This window comes from Paenibacillus sp. VT-400 (genome assembly GCF_001029205.1).
Lineage (GTDB): Bacteria > Bacillota > Bacilli > Paenibacillales > Paenibacillaceae > Paenibacillus > Paenibacillus amylolyticus.
This window is the reverse complement of record NZ_LELF01000067.1, coordinates 576144-594944: the sequence shown is the minus strand read 5'-3', so window position 1 is coordinate 594944 and position 18801 is coordinate 576144. Positions and strand designations below refer to the sequence as shown.

At 46.6% G+C, this 18801-nt stretch carries 13 protein-coding genes; 8 read left to right on the top strand and 5 right to left on the bottom strand.

Features of this window, described 5'->3' with window-relative positions; translation table 11 throughout:
• Nucleotides 1–48: 48 nt before the first annotated feature.
• A complete protein-coding gene (locus EL84_RS13235) occupies nucleotides 49–2256 on the top strand; it encodes a serine hydrolase (protein ID WP_047842011.1) in 2208 nt (735 codons plus the stop codon).
• 153 nt (nucleotides 2257–2409) lie between these two features.
• On the opposite strand, the gene EL84_RS13230 is transcribed toward EL84_RS13235, so the two are convergent.
• Together EL84_RS13230 and EL84_RS13225 are read right to left on the bottom strand one after the other, a co-directional pair.
• Nucleotides 2410–3459 (bottom strand): hypothetical protein, encoded by a 1050-nt coding sequence (locus tag EL84_RS13230; protein WP_047842010.1) that lies wholly within the window; start codon nucleotides 3457–3459, stop codon nucleotides 2410–2412.
• Nucleotides 3459–5294, bottom strand: coding sequence for an HSP90 family protein (locus EL84_RS13225; protein WP_047842009.1), 1836 nt, complete (start codon nucleotides 5292–5294; stop codon nucleotides 3459–3461). Before EL84_RS13225 ends, EL84_RS13230 begins: the two co-directional genes overlap by 1 nt.
• A gap of 446 nt (nucleotides 5295–5740) precedes the next feature.
• Here EL84_RS13225 and EL84_RS13220 point away from each other — a divergent pair, with 446 nt between their 5' ends.
• The 3 genes from EL84_RS13220 (at nucleotide 5741) to EL84_RS13210 (ending at nucleotide 8403) form a co-directional block, all read left to right on the top strand.
• On the top strand, nucleotides 5741–6646 hold the full coding sequence (locus EL84_RS13220; RefSeq protein WP_047842008.1) for an ABC transporter ATP-binding protein: 906 nt from the start codon (nucleotides 5741–5743) through the stop codon (nucleotides 6644–6646).
• On the top strand, nucleotides 6639–7472 hold the full coding sequence (locus EL84_RS13215; RefSeq protein ID WP_047842007.1) for an ABC transporter permease subunit: 834 nt from the start codon (nucleotides 6639–6641) through the stop codon (nucleotides 7470–7472). Before EL84_RS13220 ends, EL84_RS13215 begins: the two co-directional genes overlap by 8 nt.
• A gap of 136 nt (nucleotides 7473–7608) precedes the next feature.
• Entirely contained in the window at nucleotides 7609–8403 is a 795-nt protein-coding gene (locus EL84_RS13210) for a MurR/RpiR family transcriptional regulator (protein WP_235431529.1), read from the top strand.
• 3 nt (nucleotides 8404–8406) lie between these two features.
• Here the strand turns inward: EL84_RS13210 and EL84_RS13205 are convergent, their stop codons facing one another.
• Both EL84_RS13205 and EL84_RS13200 read right to left on the bottom strand, forming a co-directional pair.
• Nucleotides 8407–9393 carry a Gfo/Idh/MocA family protein gene (locus EL84_RS13205; RefSeq protein ID WP_047844166.1) on the bottom strand — a complete coding sequence of 329 codons (987 nt, stop codon included), beginning with the start codon at nucleotides 9391–9393 and terminating at the stop codon, nucleotides 8407–8409.
• A 29-nt stretch (nucleotides 9394–9422) separates the two neighbouring features.
• Nucleotides 9423–10436 (bottom strand): Gfo/Idh/MocA family oxidoreductase, encoded by a 1014-nt coding sequence (locus EL84_RS13200; protein WP_047842005.1) that lies wholly within the window; start codon nucleotides 10434–10436, stop codon nucleotides 9423–9425.
• 242 nt (nucleotides 10437–10678) lie between these two features.
• Here EL84_RS13200 and EL84_RS13195 point away from each other — a divergent pair, with 242 nt between their 5' ends.
• A complete protein-coding gene (locus tag EL84_RS13195; protein ID WP_047842004.1) occupies nucleotides 10679–11965 on the top strand; it encodes a hypothetical protein in 1287 nt (428 codons plus the stop codon).
• 186 nt (nucleotides 11966–12151) lie between these two features.
• A complete protein-coding gene (locus EL84_RS13190; RefSeq protein ID WP_047842003.1) occupies nucleotides 12152–13783 on the top strand; it encodes a helix-turn-helix domain-containing protein in 1632 nt (543 codons plus the stop codon).
• A gap of 128 nt (nucleotides 13784–13911) precedes the next feature.
• Here the strand turns inward: EL84_RS13190 and EL84_RS13185 are convergent, their stop codons facing one another.
• Complete coding sequence (locus EL84_RS13185) at nucleotides 13912–14487, bottom strand: GbsR/MarR family transcriptional regulator (protein ID WP_036611216.1); 576 nt, start codon at nucleotides 14485–14487, stop codon at nucleotides 13912–13914.
• Nucleotides 14488–14988: 501 nt separating this feature from the next.
• Between EL84_RS13185 and EL84_RS13180 the strand changes: the two genes are divergently transcribed.
• Together EL84_RS13180 and EL84_RS13175 are read left to right on the top strand one after the other, a co-directional pair.
• Nucleotides 14989–16218, top strand: a complete 1230-nt coding sequence (locus tag EL84_RS13180; RefSeq protein WP_036611218.1) for a quaternary amine ABC transporter ATP-binding protein — start codon at nucleotides 14989–14991, stop codon at nucleotides 16216–16218.
• Nucleotides 16184–18772: a glycine betaine ABC transporter substrate-binding protein gene (locus tag EL84_RS13175; RefSeq protein WP_047842002.1), complete on the top strand. Its 2589-nt coding sequence runs from the start codon at nucleotides 16184–16186 to the stop codon at nucleotides 18770–18772. Before EL84_RS13180 ends, EL84_RS13175 begins: the two co-directional genes overlap by 35 nt.
• The last annotated feature ends 29 nt before the right edge of the window (nucleotides 18773–18801 follow it).

Genomic DNA, 18801 nt, shown 5'->3' with positions numbered 1-18801 from the left:
CATGGGTAGGTAACTATTTTGTAAATATTTTCATAAAGGAGTGTTTGCATGCATTTATCCAAACGAAAGACCCGTTTCAGGTTCACCTCCCTAACAGGAGCTTTTATGGCTGCGGTTCTGTCTCTCAGTCTGTGGGTACCCGCAGTTCAGGCGGAGACCGCGACTCCAGTAGCTGCTGAACAAGGAAAGACGAAAGCGCTGACAACTGAATCGGCTACAGCTTTTCTGGATTCATTCTTCGATTCACCTGAGGCAAAACCCCATTATGTGGGAGCCTCCGTTGTTGTTGTGAAGGATGGCAAAGTTCTGGCGGAAAAAGGATATGGCTTCTCCGATGTGGAGAGTAAAACAGCGATCGATCCGAAAAATACGGCCTTCCGTGTAGCCTCTGTATCCAAAACGTTCACGTCAGCTGCTGTAATGCAGCTAGTGGAGCAAGGCAAGGTTGATCTGCAAGCTGATTTTCAGACCTATGTGAAAGGGCTCGAATTCGATAATCCTTTTGACAAACCTGTAACTGTGGAGAACCTGCTCACACACACGACCGGATTCGAGATTCGTGATCCGCAGCAGGAAGACATCCATACTGATTTCGACAAGTACATAGCGATGGAGGATTACGCACAGCAACACATGCCTCCTGTCGTTCGCGAGCCTGGTAGCGCCTATATGTACGATAATTTCTCGTTTTTGCTGCTTGGCATGATTGTTGAGAATGTAAGCGGCGAGCCCTTTGAATCCTACATGCAACAACATATCTTCAAACCGCTAGGAATGGATAACAGCAGTTTCATGCTGGACAATAAGTTCCAAAAGCAGCTGGCCACGGGCTATGATGCGGCACACAATCCGCTTGATCTTTACACCATCTCTCCAACACCAATGCCTCAAGGTGGCATGTTGTCTACCGCTGAGGACATCGGGAAGTTCATGATTGCGTTCCTGAATGATGGCGTGAAGGACAACAAGCGAATTTTCAAGGAATCCACGGTAAAAAGTATGGAACAGTACCGTTCTTCCATTCATCCACTGTTACCAAACACGACGTATGGATTCGAAGCTGCATTTCAGCTTCCCGGAGCAGGAAGTAGTCCAAAAGTTATTACAAAAGGAGGCGACCTGACCGGATTCAGCTCTTATCTCTTCCTTATTCCCGAGCAAAATACAGGCGTTTTCCTGACGTATAATCAAAATGGAGCACTTCGTAACCTGTTCTACCCTGCATTCATCCAGAGCTTCTTCCCGGAATATGCAGAGCCTGTACAGTTCAAGGCATACACGCCGCAATCCGCAGCTGAGCTGCAACGCTTCACCGGATTGTACGCAGATCTTCGACTTAGCACAATTGTAAGTTCCTTGAAAGGTGGCGGGGATAAGCCAGGACAACTGAGCATTAACGATGTATTCCTGGGTCAACGCAACCTGATTCAGGTGGAAGATAATCTCTTCAAAGATGAATTGACTGGTCAATTCACAGCATTCAAAGAATATGCAGATGGAACCACATACATGAAAGAACCTTACCTCAACCCTATGGGTTATGAGAAAAAAGGTCAAAAGCCTATGGGCTTCCGGGATGTTCGTGAGAACAGTCCTTATGCCGAAGCCATCTATGCCATACAATCTCTTGGATATTATGAGAATGATGGCAACAAGTCCTTCCAACCAAAAACAGGTGTGACACGAGCTGAATTTATTGAGAACACCCTTAAACTGAGTGGATTGAAGCCCAGCAAAACTACGCCTCCTGCTGGCACCGACTGGGCAGATCATGCAGCAGCCGGATATATTCAACTCGGATATGAGTTGGGTATGATTACTGGCACGGACGAACAGCAATTTAAGCCGGATCAAGTGATTATCCGACAGGAAGCAATGGTCATGATGTGGAGAATTATGCAACTACAATATCCTAGCGAACTGTTCAATGATGTGAAACTTGCGGGGCACACAGATGCATGGGCTGTACCAGCCATTCAGATGATGGCGAAGCTTGGTATCCATGGACCCGAGGTGAAGGTAATGGAGGATGGTTCTGTTGATTTCCTTTCCCGCAAACCTCTGATTCGTCAGGAAGAGGCTGCGATCATGTATGCGCTGCTTACCCAACCAACAGATCAAATCGTCGCTGAACTGATGGCAGCTCAACAACCACAAGCAGAACCTGCCGAAGGAGCTGAGCCTGCAGATGAGACATCTGAAACTGCACCGGTTCCTGTACCAGTAACGGTCCCTTCTGCAACATCAGCACAATAAAAATAAAATATCTTCATACCGATTAGATTGATCATGCTTATGATGCAAGAAAAAAACAGGCTTGTTCAGAAGGATACGATCCTTCTCGAACAAGCCTGTTTCGTTACTTTTCATAACTTATTATAGCGATCGGTTAATGAGTTATATCCGTCTCTATTCGATCAACGAAGATACATGGAGGTTCCCGTTGCGCTGATCAAACTTGGCTGCAGCGGTCTGAGCATGCTCCGCAAAGTAATCGGCCAGCTTGAGCAGGTCGCCCGGATCGCCTTCATACGGGAAGGATGCTGGCAGACGCAATCGGTATTCTGGAGATTCTTCCACCCAGCGGCGAAGCAACGATGCTGCTCTGGCATAAAACAACATTTTGGCGTAAGGATCTTCATGATCAGCAGCAAACACCAGTGTTTCCTCCAGCACATCAATGCCTTTTGCCGGGTTCGTACGTGTGAGATAATCCATCTGCTCCGCAAAACTCTGCACAAAATCGTTCTGGCCTTTAATCAGGCGATATCCCTTGGTCTGATGTTTATCTGCTTCCGCAGTCCGTCCCAACCGATATAACGGCATCAAAATTTCAGACAAAGTCAGATGCGGAATCTCTGCACAGCTCATACGCCCTTTCAGGATAGGCTGTGCCGCCTCCAACACCTTCTCATCGTCTCCTTTTAACAAGAAATATCGCATAATCTCATCCTGCTCACAGGCTTCGCAGTCACTCATAAAGTCACGATCCATCGTTCTGAATCGATCATAACTGCGTCCCGCTTCCTCCAGCTCCCCAAAATCCATAAAGATCCGGAACCGATAATACCAGTAGGAGCGTTCGCTGTAACCGTAGGACTTGAAGCGCCGTCCGAAATCCTCCAACAGCTCTAGGATCTTCTCGCGTGATATTTCCGGGAAGTCGGGCATCTTGCCCAATATCCATTTGTACGACCACATTAACGTTTCTTCATCATATTCTTCGGGCTGTTGGTCGAACTTGCCCAGCTGCCAGGAAAAAGCAATCAGCGCTTTCATCGGATAACCACAGAATGTTGCTGTCTCCACAATCTCCGATCTTGCTTCATATGCCTCTTCCTCCATGCCGTTCACATCGGCAACTCTTGCTGCTTCCTCCAGCATACCAAGTTTCGCCGGACCATTGGGCAAACCATAGGCCTCGTCCATCAGTTCTTCAAAATCCATCTCTGTCTTCATCAGGCATCCCCCTTACGATCTGTATTTGCACGCAAACCCCAATCTATAAAACGAACAATGCCCTGATTTAACACTTCAAGCTCCTGCTTGCTCATTGCATAGTGCCCCATCATCAGTGCATTGACGTATAACATTTCGATGGCAATCGGCGTCATCTGGTCATCCGGTGATGTCAGTACCCGCTGAATGATCGGATTACTCACGTTCAAATACAAAGTTGAGTACCCTGCTGAACTCATGCCAGAAGACAATGAACCCAGAACAGACGAGAACAATTCCGTGCTCTCCTCGCTTGCTTTTTCAAGCGCACGAAGTGTTGAGGATTCCTGAGACAGCGTGAACAACACCGGCAGATCCGAAGGTTTAAAACCTTTCACCTCAGCCCGACAACGGAAGCGCTGTAAGGCAGAATCGGCCAGTCGCAAGGCATCATAATACTGATTACGCTCAGCGGGTGGCACATCGGTGAAACTCATCGAGACCTGATCCGGCTGTAGCCGCTCCGTGTGTACGTTGTGCACGGTCATCGGCAGTGTCGCCATCAAATCGCTGTCATAGATATAACCACCGTTAATTACCAGCATCGATTGTGCGGAAGCTACATGATGAATCTGACGGTACTCATCAACAGAGGACGTGAAATACAATGTCTCTCCTTCATCAATTAACTCACCCAATTCACGGTGCCCCCTCGTACTCTCAAATGGCAACCAGCGATGAATCATCGCGTAAAATGCTTGGTCCTGCACAGCCAGTGCCTTCATGGACAGGGCATGCAGGCGAATCAGCTTCTGTAGCCGTTCCGTCTGGCTCTCAGCCATGTCAGCCAGTCCCCTGCGAAGTGCGTCTCCGAGTTCGGAGCGAACTTCCTCCAGCTTTTCATTTTCATAAAAATGTTCCCGTGATGCCGTCGGTTGAAGCTCATCTGTCCAGATCAGACATTTCACGAAGAAAGCCCACTCTGGCAAAATGTTCTCAGCCTTCTCCGAAATCAGCATTCGCTTCAGGTAAACCCGGTGAGAACGCTTGGCATTCAGATTAACCGCGTGTGGCAGTACAAAAGCAATACCTCCGGTACGGCCTGAAGCTGTCGTCAACGGAATGAAGTCTTGGAACTGCTCACCAAGCAGACGTTCACCAAATGCCAATACCTCTGATCTGCGTGAACGTGCGAGTGCAGGGTCCATCAGCCAGATCGGTGTCTCGCTATTCACCACATGTTGCACGCCGTCATGATACAGCGTGACCGGATACGGCAATAATGCTCCGTAATAGAACAGAGCTTCTTTCACATAATCCGGTTCAAAGTAGTGCACCGCGTCCGATGTGCAACGCAGATATACTTTGGTCCCCGGGGACAGCTGTGTGTCCAACTGTCGAATCGTATAGGTGCCATCCGGCTTGCCCCGCCACTCCATCGAAGGGCCGCCCTTCGCGGATTGCGTCAGCATGACAATTTCGTGACTCACCATGAAACAGGATAACAACCCGATCCCGAAACGCCCGATAAAGGACGTCTCTCCATCCAGCAGCGCTTGCTGCCCCCTCTTCGAGGATTGTCCAATCATCGCCAGGAATTCATGGATGTCAGCTTCAGTCAAGCCGATGCCGTTATCCTCCACCATCATGGTCAATTGCTCACCTGTTCCCGTCAGTTCAACACGAACTTCACCCTGATACCCTGGCTCCGCCTCCGTTCGTGCGGTAATCGCATCCGTCGCATTCTGCATCAGTTCGCGCAAGAACACTTTAGGACTGCTATATAGATGGTTGGATAAAATCTGGATCATCCCGCTCAGGTTCACTTGAAAACGATATTCATTGGATGCTGTCATGACTCACTCACCTTCCTCTACGTCCAATACACAATATGTACCCATACGATGTATTCATATGGATGTGTTAGACGAATTCATTATGTAATCGTTAGAAACAGACGTTCCCCGTGACAGGCACGCCAAAACATCACGTCAAGCCGGCCCTGAATAACCAAGACCGGCGTTATATGCATATTTCAGGCATTCATGAGACGTAAGGCCTTATCTTTCATTACCACGTTATGAATAGCAATGAAACGGATGTTCTACCCTAAAATAAGGATACATGTTACAAGACAGAGTGAAAACAAACCTGAGACCCGATTTCAGGCAGACTTCTGGGTAAATGTGCATCCTCCATTCGGGACTATTGAAGGAGGAAAATATCTTTTTTGTCGTCCATTTGAACGATATCAGCCTACCACACGTATAATCTCCAAACTCAGATCGGACGGTGAATATACATGATCGAAGTACGCAACATATCCAAGCAATTCAAAGTGCATCAAGCACTGCATGATGTCAGTTTTACAGTTAAACAAGGCAGTGTCACCGGGTTGATTGGACCCAACGGTTCGGGCAAAACCACACTGATCCGTATCATGAATGGGGTTTTGGGCGCTTCCAGTGGACAGGTAACCATTAACGGATTGGACGCCGCTTGTGAGGCAGAGAAAGTACTGGCCATGTGTGGCACTCTTACCGAGCAAAGTGGATTATATGAAAATATGAGCGGGCGTGACAATCTGACTTTCTTCGCAGATGTTTTTGGCCTGAAGCATGCCAAGAAACGAATCGACGAGCTTGTAAATCTGTTCGAGTTGCAGGATTATCAGCATCGAAAAGTCGGCACCTATAGCACAGGCATGAAGAAACGCTTGGGCCTTGCACGAGTACTCTTGCACCGTCCTTCCATCCTGTTTCTGGATGAGCCCACCAATGGCCTGGATCCGGATGGAATTCAGATGGTGCTGCGCATTATCCGTCAGTTAAATAAGGAAGAAAAGATGACAATCCTGGTCTCATCCCATGTGCTGTCCCAACTGTCAGCTGTCTGTGATCATTATATTTTCATGGAAAAGGGGCGCATCGTGGAGGAAGGCACGGAACAGGAGATTGTTAGCCGGTACCTGTCCACTCCGAAGCTCGAAGTAGAAGCCGACATGCCGGATGGATGGCACACAGCAACCGACTACACACGTGAAATAATCTTCGCACATCAAGCAGTATTTCAGCTTACATCGCGTGAAGACATTCCATTACTGCTAAGGCAATTAACGGAGCATGGTCAAGTCTATCAGGCCCGCATCACGGGCAGTGATCTGGAAAGTATCTATTTTGCCATAAGGGAGGCACATCACCATGAATAACCGCCAAGCCATACGTGCACTGGTACGTAAAGATATCCGGTCCGTCACAGCCAGCATTCAGCTCTGGTTGCCCATGTTGATCGTTCCACTGATTATTGGAATCATCATGCCCTCCGCCCTCCTGTGGGCGGCCTCCAGAATGGAACTTCGTTCTCTGGGCAACATCAGCTTTCTACTCGAATCATTGGATGCGTTAACCCATGGTGGACAGATTCCTCAGCTTGCTTCCATGCCTACAGATAATCATCGTATTGTCTATTACTTGGCCATGTATATGTTCGCTCCCTTGTTTCTCATCATTCCGGTGATGGCCTCCAGCATTCTGACGGCCAATAGTTTCGCTGGTGAGAAGGAACGCAAGACGCTGGAAGGATTGTTGTTCACACCGATAAGTATGGACACTCTTTTTAAAGGCAAAGTGCTAGCTGCCCTGATCCCTTCCATTCTATTATCCTGGGTTACTTTCCTGATCTACGGAATCATTGCCAATATTCTGATGTACCCCATGTTTGGAACGTTGATGTTTCCCAATCTGAACTGGATCATACTTGTCGTGTGGGTTGTTCCCGCTTGCAGTCTTATGGTCATTTTATTAAACGTCCTGATCTCGGCCAAGGTCCGTGGGTTCCAGGAAGCCTATCAACTCGGCGGATTAATTGTCCTTCCCCTCATCGCCTTAGTCGCTGGTCAAGCCAGTGGCATGCTGCTGATTGGTCCTTGGATGTTAGTCATGATTGGAGCAGTGCTCCTGCTCATAAGTGTGGTTCTTCTTCGTCTGGTCACGTCGTGGAATAGTCGTCAGCAACTGGCGGAAAGTCAGATCTGAATGATGTGGAGTGTAGCGACGAAATTCAACAAACTACACTGTCGCTCCGCTATACAGATTGAGAAATAAATATACGCAGGTTATGATGTGGAGATATATGCTATGGGATGATTCTAGAGAGGAATGGAACAACTGTATGGAATCTAAACTACTTCAAAAATTAAAATATGCTTCACAATTAACGGCACAGGAGAAGCATATTGTGGACTATATCCTGAGCAATCCCGAAGTTGTATTTGATTCCACTGCCCATGAACTGGCTCAGCAGACTTATACAAGCTCATCCACCATTGTTCGCTTATGCAAAAAGCTGGGTACCAAGGGGTACCCAGACTTTCAGCTCAAGCTTGCTCTTGAATATCAACAGATACCTTCTGCGACGCAGAAGCAGGATCATGCAATTGCAGAACAAGGCAACGTGCTGGCTGCCATCGACTCAGTTCCTTACCTGTATCAGCAGGCGCTGGAGGATACCCGCCGGATGTTAAACGCTCCTGTTTTGCTACGAATCGCGAGCTGGGTCAAAGAATCCGTACGTATCGATATCTATGGCAGTGATATGAATTATTATCTGGCTCAGCAGGCTTGTGCCAAGTGGAATGAACTCGGCATATCTGCGATTGCTCATAATAGTCCCAACATGCATTACTTGAACACGATGAATCCCAACAGCCTGACGCTGTCTTTTGTTATCTCGCACACAGGTGAGAATCAATCCATGATTGAAGCTGCCAAAGTGCTGAGCAACAAACAGATGAAAGTCATCGCGGTCACGGGCAACAACCATTCAACCCTCTCCAGACATTGTGATGAAACGCTGCTGGCTTACGGATACAATGAACAGTTAAGACTGTCCAAAATGTCTTCGATGGTCTCGGTACTCTACATTTTCGACATGTTGTACATGGGGAGCATTAGCGATACATATTAACGATTACCGTTGATCTGCTGCAAATACAATCCCGGCATCCTTACGTGCACTCATAAGTACACTCATTACAGACTGGCTGTGTTCGAGCAGTTCGTAACACCGTTTGTGATCACCACTTGCATGGATGTCCCTGAACGCTTCCCACTCATAGCACAGCCAATTCAATTTGGTCTGCGCATTATACGCCACAGCAGGCTCATTCCCGATCTGAAGCTTGATCTCCCGGCAACCGTTAGCTCCTCCTACAACCTGAAGATAACCTTTCTCGCCCTGAATAAGCACAAAGTTCATGCCGTTTGTGTCTTTGGCACCTACACATTCCGCAATAAACTCCGGATACTTAAGAACCACTACACCTGACGTATCAATGCCGTTAGCATGCTGGTTCGCGGTATACGATACGGTATTCGGACTGCCAAACAGATTCATGACCAGATGCAGATTATAAATATTGATATCCATCAGCGCGCCACCAGAGAAATGTGGATTGAATACGTTCGGCGTTTCCCCTGCAAGCAGATCATTGTATTTGCGCGAGTATTGACTGTAGTTACACTGGATGAGTTTGATCGGACCAAGCTTTGGTAGTTGCTCCTGTATGACTTTAATATTGGGCAGATGAATGTTGGAAATGGCTTCAAACAGCAACAGATTCTTTTCTTTTGCAAGTGCAATCAGCGTTTCTGCTTCCTGAAGCGTGGATGTGAACGGTTTTTCACAGACGACATGTTTGCCATGTTGAAGTGCCTGATAGGCCTGTTCGTAATGCATGCTGTTTGGTGAAGCAATATATACGAGATCTACATTTGTATCTGAAAATAGGGATTCCAGGTCCGTATAGATGGTATCGACCCCATACTTACCCGCAAGCTCCTGTGCTGTCTCTCTCTTCCGAGAGTACATCGCTGTACACGTAACATCTTCCAGCTCATTTATCGCAGATAAAATGGCATCCACAATGGACCCTGTACCAATCGTTGCTATATTCATCATATCGTTTCGCTCCTGTCGTTGGTTTGTCAGTTGGCTCTCTTCGCCGCTTCGATTCCGTCATGTAAAATATCCAATACATATAAAACCTCTTCATCCTTGACCGGTTTGTCACCGTTATGTCGAATGGCTTGAAGCAGTTGATCATATAAAACGCCATAGTCCGTTGCTTCCGAAGGAACTTTCTCCGTGTGTGATGCTCCCTCATCGTCCACATAACTAATCGTACCCCAGTTATTCTCCGGTTCAGCTTCAATGGATACCCTGGTTCGTCCATCTCCATTTTTCGTTTGATGCCCACTGCTATATTTGACAAAGCTCCCTCGATCCCCGTGCACAATGAATTTTGGATGTTCGATCTTCACAAGCAGACTGCACTTAATCGTGGCCTTCATTCGTCCATAACGAAAATCAATATCGATATAATCATCGGATTCACCCGGCGCGATCAAACTCCGAACATCATAATCAATACGGTCAGCTACGCCATAGATGGAGATTAACTGATCGATCGTATGCACAGCTAAGCCATGCATCAATCCAAATCCACTTCTCGCGTACTGTGGGTGAAAATAATCATAGTGGGACTGGATTTCAACAATATTCCCCAGTTTGCCGCTCTCAATCACTTTTTTTAATGTCAGAAAGTCACCATCAAATCTGCGATTTTGATTCGCCATGGCGATGAGATGTTTACGATTGGCTAGTTCAAAGATATCTTTGGCTTCCGCAGAAGTAGAGGCAAAAGGTTTCTCCACCAGCACATGTTTCCCGTGTTCCAATGCCAGCTTGGCGTACTCTACATGGCTATCCACATGGGTGGCAACAACAATCAATTCAATCTCATCATCCTGCAATATGTCTTCGATATTCGTCGTAAAAGTAATCTCGGGATAAAGTGATTCACGCTCTGTGTCGCCAACCCGATCTTCCTCGCGACGGTATATCGTCTTCACCTTGATGTTTTCTTTTTTGTCCAGATAAGGCAAATGATAATTCACCACTGCATTCCCAAATCCGATGATCGCCACATTCATTACCATGATCGCTCACTCCTCTGCTCTGGTTGAGTGTAATGTTATCATGATCAAGTCAGGCAGAGAATGCTTTGGGATGGGATTGGCAGCATCATGCGCAATTCGATTTCAGGTTGGATTGTGTATGAAATTCAATTTCATTTCTTCTTTTTTTCATGTTTGAGATCTAACATATCTTCCATAGTTTACCGATATAACATAAGGAATTAACGACATACATATAGAAGAACGAAGGGGACGATGAACGAATGAAAACAGGGTATACATACGTACAACGCACCATCTGTACATTGCTGTTATTTACACTCATTGCAGCAGTGACATTAGGAGGTGGAAGCGCAGCCCAGGCAGCTTCACTTAGCCAATCCACAGTGTATTATGAGTCCGACGGAGTTTTGTACAAAGTTTCCGCGGATGGCAGCAATACAACAGAAGTATTAATTGATTTCCAAGGTGTAGACTTGCTCGCGGCAGGCTCTTACCTCTACTACACGCAGTCTGCTTCTTCCACAACCTTGCTTCGGGTTCCAAATGACGGGTCCAGCGATGTGGCAGAGACATTTGCTACAGATGTACTCAGCTATTATACGGATAACGGATTCATCTATTATCTGGACGCTACAGGCACGATTTATCGCGCGAATGGCAATAGTGACGCTTCAGCTGTTACCAAGATTGCTGACAAGGCTGATACCGACTTTCCATTCCTCCTGGTAACCAAAGGGCGTGCTTACTATAATGCGTTGGTTAATGGAAACACGTGGATCGTGTCCAAAACGTCCAACGGTGCTGGAGCTGTGCAGCGGATTGCCGCAGGCGCAGTGGAAGGACGTTATTTTACAAATCAAGCTAAAAACGAACTGCAACTGATGGTAAATACAGACCCGTACGAGGATTTCTATTCCACCAATGCTGTTGTCATGTATAAGGTGAACTACAACACTGGTAAAGCGACCGCTGTTAATCCCAAAGCCAAACTGGATGTGAACGCTGTATATTCCGGTGGTTGGGGAAACAATCTTTACGTGTATAACAAAGGAATCGTTCTCGACAGCAACAAGGATTACAATTATGCCAAAGGCAAAGCGTTTGCATTAACAACTTCAGCCAAAACACTTCAGCTTCATAACAAAAGCGTTCGTGAAATAAGTGCCTTAGGAACAGACAAGGTTGTCATTATTGATGCAGACAAAAAGGCTTATGCCAAAACGGTCTCGGGCAACAAAGTGACCAAGTCTGCCAACCTGAACCTGAACAATGTAACGTATGTTGCGAATCAATTGACCAATGGTACATCTACGGCTGCATACATCTCGGGCAACAATGGACTCTATTCGGTTAATACAGCTCTCAAGGTAACGAAACTTACCGGGGACGAATGGGATGCATTCCATATCAGAGATGATGTTGCGGGCCTCTTCTACATCAATGCCAAAGATCAATATCGCTTGTATCACGTGCAAACGGGTGGAACAGGGAAAAAAGTAATGAGTGACGTTTTCCTCGACAATATTCTATTGGTGACACCGTACTAACATCTCATGTTGATTCAGGCGTATAGCCCATTCAACGGACTTGTCCATAACAAAAAGGATTACCATGCAGCCATAACGGCTCTTGGTAGTCCTTTTTTGGTTGTCGAAAACTATTTTTCAAAAACATCTTCCATATGAGAATGATAATTGTTATCATTAAGAAAATAAGACAAAAGGATGGTCCGTATGACTGAACAGTTTCCCTTCATTGCTGAAACCTCATCTCTACCGCTCCTCTCCTCCATGTGCCGTGTGCGTCGTGGGGAGAATTTCCGTGTGCAAGGCAAGACGGTGTCACGGCCCATGCTATGTCTTATTTTGCAAGGAGACGGTGTTCTGGTCCTGAATGATACAGTCTATACGGCGCAAGCGGGCAGCTTGTTTGTACTGAAGCCAGGAACAACCATCGAGGCCGCTGCACGCTCGAACGTTACCGAATGTATATTGGTAAGCATGGATACGGTTTGTTTGCAGCAAGTGCGCGGTGAATGGAAAATGACCTCATCACCCGCCTTCCCGCTGGATTGGGAGACAGGCAGGTTGCTGGTTCGTCATGAGCAGCAGGCTGTATTACGTTTGGAACAACTGTATGAAACCTATCGCGGCCTTCAACCCGATCACTTTATCAGCATACATAGCCAGCTGCATGAGCTGTTGCAATTTCTCTCAGAGAACAGGCTGGAAGCCAATCATGAGAAAGTGGACCCTGCCTTGGAACGCAGTATTATGTATATGCGACGTTACATGAGTGAAGGAATCAGCATGGATCAGCTTGCCAAGATTGCTGGACTCACCCCCAGCTCTTATTCACGCAGTTTCAAGAAGGCCAAAGGCATGTCACCGACCGATTACCTGAATCGTTTACGTATAAACGAAGCCAAAAAACAGCTGACAGAGGAATCCTGTGTCCTCAAAGACGTCGCGGTATCTGTCGGGTATGGTAATGAGTATTATTTTAGCCGCAAATTCAAACAAACCTTGGGGATTGCTCCCAGCGTATATATGAAAAGAGATCAACTTCGCGTAGCTACGGCATCCATTATGGGATTCCATGAGAACTTGGCCTCGCTTGGACTGCTCCCGGTAGCTGTGCTGGAAGGTGAAGGTGTATTTGACCGAGAATCGGATGAATATGAACAAGAACGCCGATTAACCAGACAATTCGATCAACTTCGGCAGGCGAAGCCAGACTTGATCATCGGTGACTTTTACCACAAGCCCTATTATGATCGCCTGAAAAGTATTGCACCCACCATCATCTTGGAGTCCACTAATGACTGGAAAGAGAACCATATTCGCATAGCCGAACTGGTCGGACGTGAGAAACAAGCGTTGCTGAATTTCAAAGAACTTGAGTTTCGCAAGCTTGAAGCAAGCCTAAACCTGCAACCCTATTTCGGACAAAAACGGTTGGCTCTGATGGAGGTTACGAATCAATCCATTCGCTTACAAGGGACTGGCGAGCATCCATTAAATCACTTGTTGTATGCTGAATTGGGACTTCAGCCTGCTCAGCTTGTATCTCGCGAAAGTTCCAGAAATGAGTATGTAGCGGATAGTATTCCCGTGCTGGACACGGATTACCTGTTAATCCATCGTGCTTCGCTTCAACCTGCCAGTGAAAAGGTGTTCCGACGCATGAAACAAACGGCATCGTGGAATCGATCCCCTGCTGTATTGTATGGTAACGTTCACGATATTGCGAACTGGCAACGGTTATGCTGGACCCCGGGTGGCCGGTTGCAGATTCTGAACGAACTGGAACAGATTGCTCAGCAGTCTGTAGTCTTTCCTCAGGCAGGTCTGATCGGACATTAGATGTGAACATAGGTCGATACGATGGGCAAGATTATCTTTTACATCATGTTCCTTCATTAATAATTCAGTAAGATATTGCACAGGCCAAAGGGCCCTCTCCTATAACGGAAAGGGCCCTTTGCATGTAATTATGAATGTTCCTTAATCTCTTCCTTCGGAACCAGCTTGTATATCTCTTCATTTTCCATGGTATCAATCAACCGATCCAACCATTTGTAATATGCTTCCGCTTGCAAAACTTTGTGTTTGTCTTCCATCAGAATGTGGATAAGTTCAGCGTCTGCCTGCTCATCCAGACCTTCGACTAACCGATTCAGTTCTTCAATTGATTTGCGTAGAATCTGTAGGTTACTCTCCACGGCTTTTCTCCATTTAATCGCAAAATAATCCGTAAACGTCTGATGCCAGTCGTATTCTACTTCATATAGGTCTTTTCTGGAGCCCTTGCTCCACACTTTATTTACCATTTTCAAATCCAGCAGTGTTCGTACACCTGTACTCATACTCGTTTTGCTCATTTCCATTTCCCGTCCCATATCGTCAAGGGTCATTGGTTTGTCTGCAAAAAATAGCAATCCATATAAGTGTCCCGTCGACAGCGTAACGCCGTAAAGATCCATATTACGTCCAATGGCTTCAATGACGCGCTTACGAATCTTCAGCACGGTTGCCTGCTGTTCCTCTTGTAAATGGTCCAAGCCCATGCTTGCAACCTCCATTCTGAACATTCCACAGTCTTTGGCGAAATAATTGCAACACTTTAAAAGTCCTGCTTACATGGGAAAGCACTCGGCCGGACATCATATATGCCAGAGGGCTTTCATTCACCCAATGTATGAAAATGGGAACTTTACCAGGCTACAATTGCCTATGACTATCTTTTAACCAAAAAATTCAGCTTCAATTCAGCTCATTTTCTATTGTAGGAAAAGCAATGTCAAATGTAAAGCTGCCTTATTAGCCAGAATAAGGAGAATGACGGAGTATTTGGACGAAAAACTTTGTACAGTTTTTACTGTACAAACATTATGTACTGTTTATTCGGTTGATATACTGGTTAAGTATTGTTAGACTTAAAAACGTTACCCAGAAAGACGGGAAGCGAAGCAACAATTACCGGATTTCGTGGCTGGGCGCATAAGTGTATGGGCTTATGGATGCTGAAAGCCGTTCGAAGTGCACAACACATCAGAAGGGGTGAAAACATGACCATACTTGAAGTGAAAAACGTAAGTAAATTGTTTGGACCCCAAACCGAGCAAGGTCTGCAATTACTGGAGCAAGGTTGGGGTAAAGAAAAGTTGGCCAAAGAAAAACAGATAACGGTTGGTGTCAACCGGGTCAACATGGACATTAAGGAAGGCGAGATTTTCGTTATTATGGGACTGTCCGGGAGTGGTAAATCCACACTGGTTCGGATGTTCAATCGTCTGATTGAACCAACATCCGGAGAAATTCTGGTCCATGGTAAGGATCTACGCAAGATGAACAAAGAACAATTGCGCGAAGTGCGCCGGAAAACAATTAGCATGGTCTTCCAAAAGTTTGCGTTGTTCCCGCACCGTACCGTTCTTGATAATGTGGAGTATGGATTGGAAATACAAAAAGTAGATAAGGAAGTACGCCGGGAGAAGGCAAAAACCTCACTTGAGCTGGTTGGCCTTAAAGGCTGGGAAGACAAAATGCCAGATGAACTTAGTGGCGGGATGCAGCAACGTGTCGGCTTGGCGCGTGCACTTGCCAATGACCCGGAAGTACTACTGATGGATGAAGCCTTCAGTGCACTTGATCCATTGATTCGCCGTGATATGCAAGATGAGTTGATCGAGCTTCAGGATAAAATGAAAAAGACCATTATTTTCATTACCCATGACTTGGACGAAGCGCTGCGCATCGGCGATCGTATTGCCCTCATGAAAGACGGCGCAGTTGTGCAGATCGGTACACCGGAAGAAATCATGATTCAACCGGCCAACTCATATGTGGCCCGCTTCGTCGAAGACGTGGATCTGTCCAAGGTCCTCACTGCCGCTCACGTCATGCGTCGCCCTGAGACAATCACACTTGACCGAGGTCCTCGGGTAGCCCTCGAACTCATGCGCGAAAATGGTGTCTCTAATCTGTTTGTCATTGACCGTTCGAAGAAGCTGCTTGGTGTCATTACTGCAGAAGATGCAACCCGTGCAATGCGCGAAAATAAAGTATTAAATGACATTCTGATCACGGACGGGCCGACGGTGTCGCCTGAAACCCTGATTCATGAATTGTTCGAGATTGTAAGTTCAGCCCATGTGCCGCTCGCTGTTGTTGGTGAGAATGGCCGTCTGCAAGGTGTTATCGTCCGCGGTGCCCTGCTGGGTGCACTTAGCGGTGAAGTTGCAGTAAAGGAGGAACTTGAGAATGATTCCCAAAATACCACTAGCATCGTGGATTGAATCCATCGTTGACTGGATGAGCTCCTCGCTCTCCGGATTGTTTAATGTAATCTCTATTGTTATTCAGGCAGTAGTTGGATTCTTCTCCGGGCTGTTCATGCTGCCCCATCCACTCCTGTTCATTGCCATATTGGGTGTTCTTGCGTTCCTCGTAGGACGACTCCCACTGACACTATTTACGGTTATCGGGTTCTTGCTCGTAGATAACTTGGGATACTGGTCCCAATCGATGGACACACTCGGCCTGGTTATCACTTCAGGATTGGTTTCGATCCTGCTTGGTGTACCTGTCGGAATCTGGCTCGCATACAGTAAAACTGCGGCGCGTATCATTACACCGCTGCTTGACTTCATGCAGACGATGCCTGCATTTGTCTACTTGTTGCCTGCGGTCACATTCTTTAGTCTAGGTGTCGTTCCAGGTGTTATCGCTTCTGTTATATTTGCGATTCCGCCAACGATTCGTCTGACTCACCTGGGTATCAGACAGGTATCTGGCGAATTGGTTGAAGCAGCTGATGCATTCGGCTCAACTTCCATGCAAAAGTTGTTCAAAGTACAGCTTCCACTCGCTTTGCCTACCGTGATGTCCGGTATTAACCAGACCATCATGCTATCACTGTCCATGGTTGTTATTGCATCCATGATCGGTGCACAAGGTATTGGTGCGGAAGTCTATCGTGCTGTAACACAGCTTCAAATCGGTAAAGGTTTCGAAGCCGGTCTGGCCGTTGTTGTACTCGCGATTGTTCTGGACCGTTTTACACAAAATGTATTTATGCCAGGTCGCAAAAAAACCTCACGCATTACAGCCAAGCAAAAAGCATGGATCACTGCTGCGGCAACATTCCTTGTGCTTGTAGCTGGTTTCTCACAATACTTCGTTGGTGGCACAACTTCGGCTGGTGGCAACAACTCAGCAGCCAATGCTGTAGGTCAAGAAGTGAACTATCAGATTATTGGTATCGATCCAGGGGCTGGTATCATGAAGTCCGCTGCAAAAGCGATCGAAGACTATAAATTGACTGACTGGACTCTGATTGAAGGCTCTGGTGCAGCCATGACGGCTACGCTGGACAAAGCCATCAAAAATGAAGATCCAATCATCATTACAGGTTGGACTCCACACTGGATGTTCAACAAATATGATCTGAAATATCTGGAAGATCCAGAAAAATCTTTCGGTGATGCTGAAGAAATTCATACCATCGCCCGTAAAGGTCTGAAAAAAGATCACCCTGTTGCGTTTGAATTCCTGTCCCGTTTCCAATGGACATCGGATGAAATGGGTGAAATGATGACTGCTATCCAAGATGGCACATCTGCAGAAGAAGCAGCTAAAGCTTATGCTGAGAAACATGCCGATCAGATTGCTGAGTGGACCAAAGGTCTGACTCCAGTGAACGGTGATGCATTCAAACTCAGCTATGTGGCTTGGGATTCCGAAATCGCAAGTACGAACTTGCTAAAATATGTGATGGAAAACAAATTGGGTTATAAAGTTAACGCTCTGCAAGTCGAAGCCGGACCAATGTGGACGGGTGTTGCCTCAGGCGACGTAGATGCCTCTCCAGCAGCTTGGCTGCCATTGACACACGCAGACTACTGGGAACGTTACAAAGACCAGGTGGACGATCTGGGGGCTAATATGACAGGTGTACGTACAGGCCTCGTGGTTCCTAAGTACATGACTGAAGTCAATTCGATTGCAGATCTGGAGACAGGTGCAGCTTCTTCCACTCCATCGGCAAGTGCTAATGTGGGCGAAGAGGTTAATCACCAGATTGTTGGTATTGACCCGGGTGCAGGTCTGATGAAGGCCACAGCAAACGCCATTAAACATTATGAATTGTCTAACTGGAATCTGATTGAAGGTTCTGGAGCAGCAATGACTGCATCATTGGACAAAGCTTATAAAAATGAAGAACCCATCATCGTTACGGGTTGGACTCCGCACTGGATGTTCAATCAGTATGATCTGAAGTATTTGGATGATCCCGACTTAATTTTCGGCGATGCAGAGGAAGTTCACACGGTTGGACGTAAGGGAATCAAAGAAGATCATCCCGTTGCCTATGAGTTCTTCTCTCGTTTTAATTGGACTGCAGATCAAATGAGTGAAATCATGGTAGACATTCAAAAGGGCGTTTCGCCTGAAGAAGCTGCCAAGACTTATGCAGAAAAACATCCGGACCAAATTGAAGAATGGACCAAGGGGTTAACCCCGGTTAAAGGTGACAATTTACGTCTCGGTTATGTTGCATGGGACTCTGAAATTGCGAGTACCAACCTGATGAAGTATGTGCTTGAGACGGATCTGGGTTACACAGTCAAAGCACTGCAAGTCGAAGCTGGTCCCATGTGGGCAGGCTTGGCGGCAGGTGATATCGATGCTTCTCCAGCCGTTTGGCTCCCGCTTACACATGGGGACTACTGGAAGACATATGGAGACAAGATTGAAGATATCGCTGTCAGCATGACAGGAGTTAAACAAGGTCTGGTTGTTCCGACTTACATGGATATCAACTCTGTTGAAGACTTAAAAGATAATTAAACCAGATTGAGATGGATAAACCTGAATTT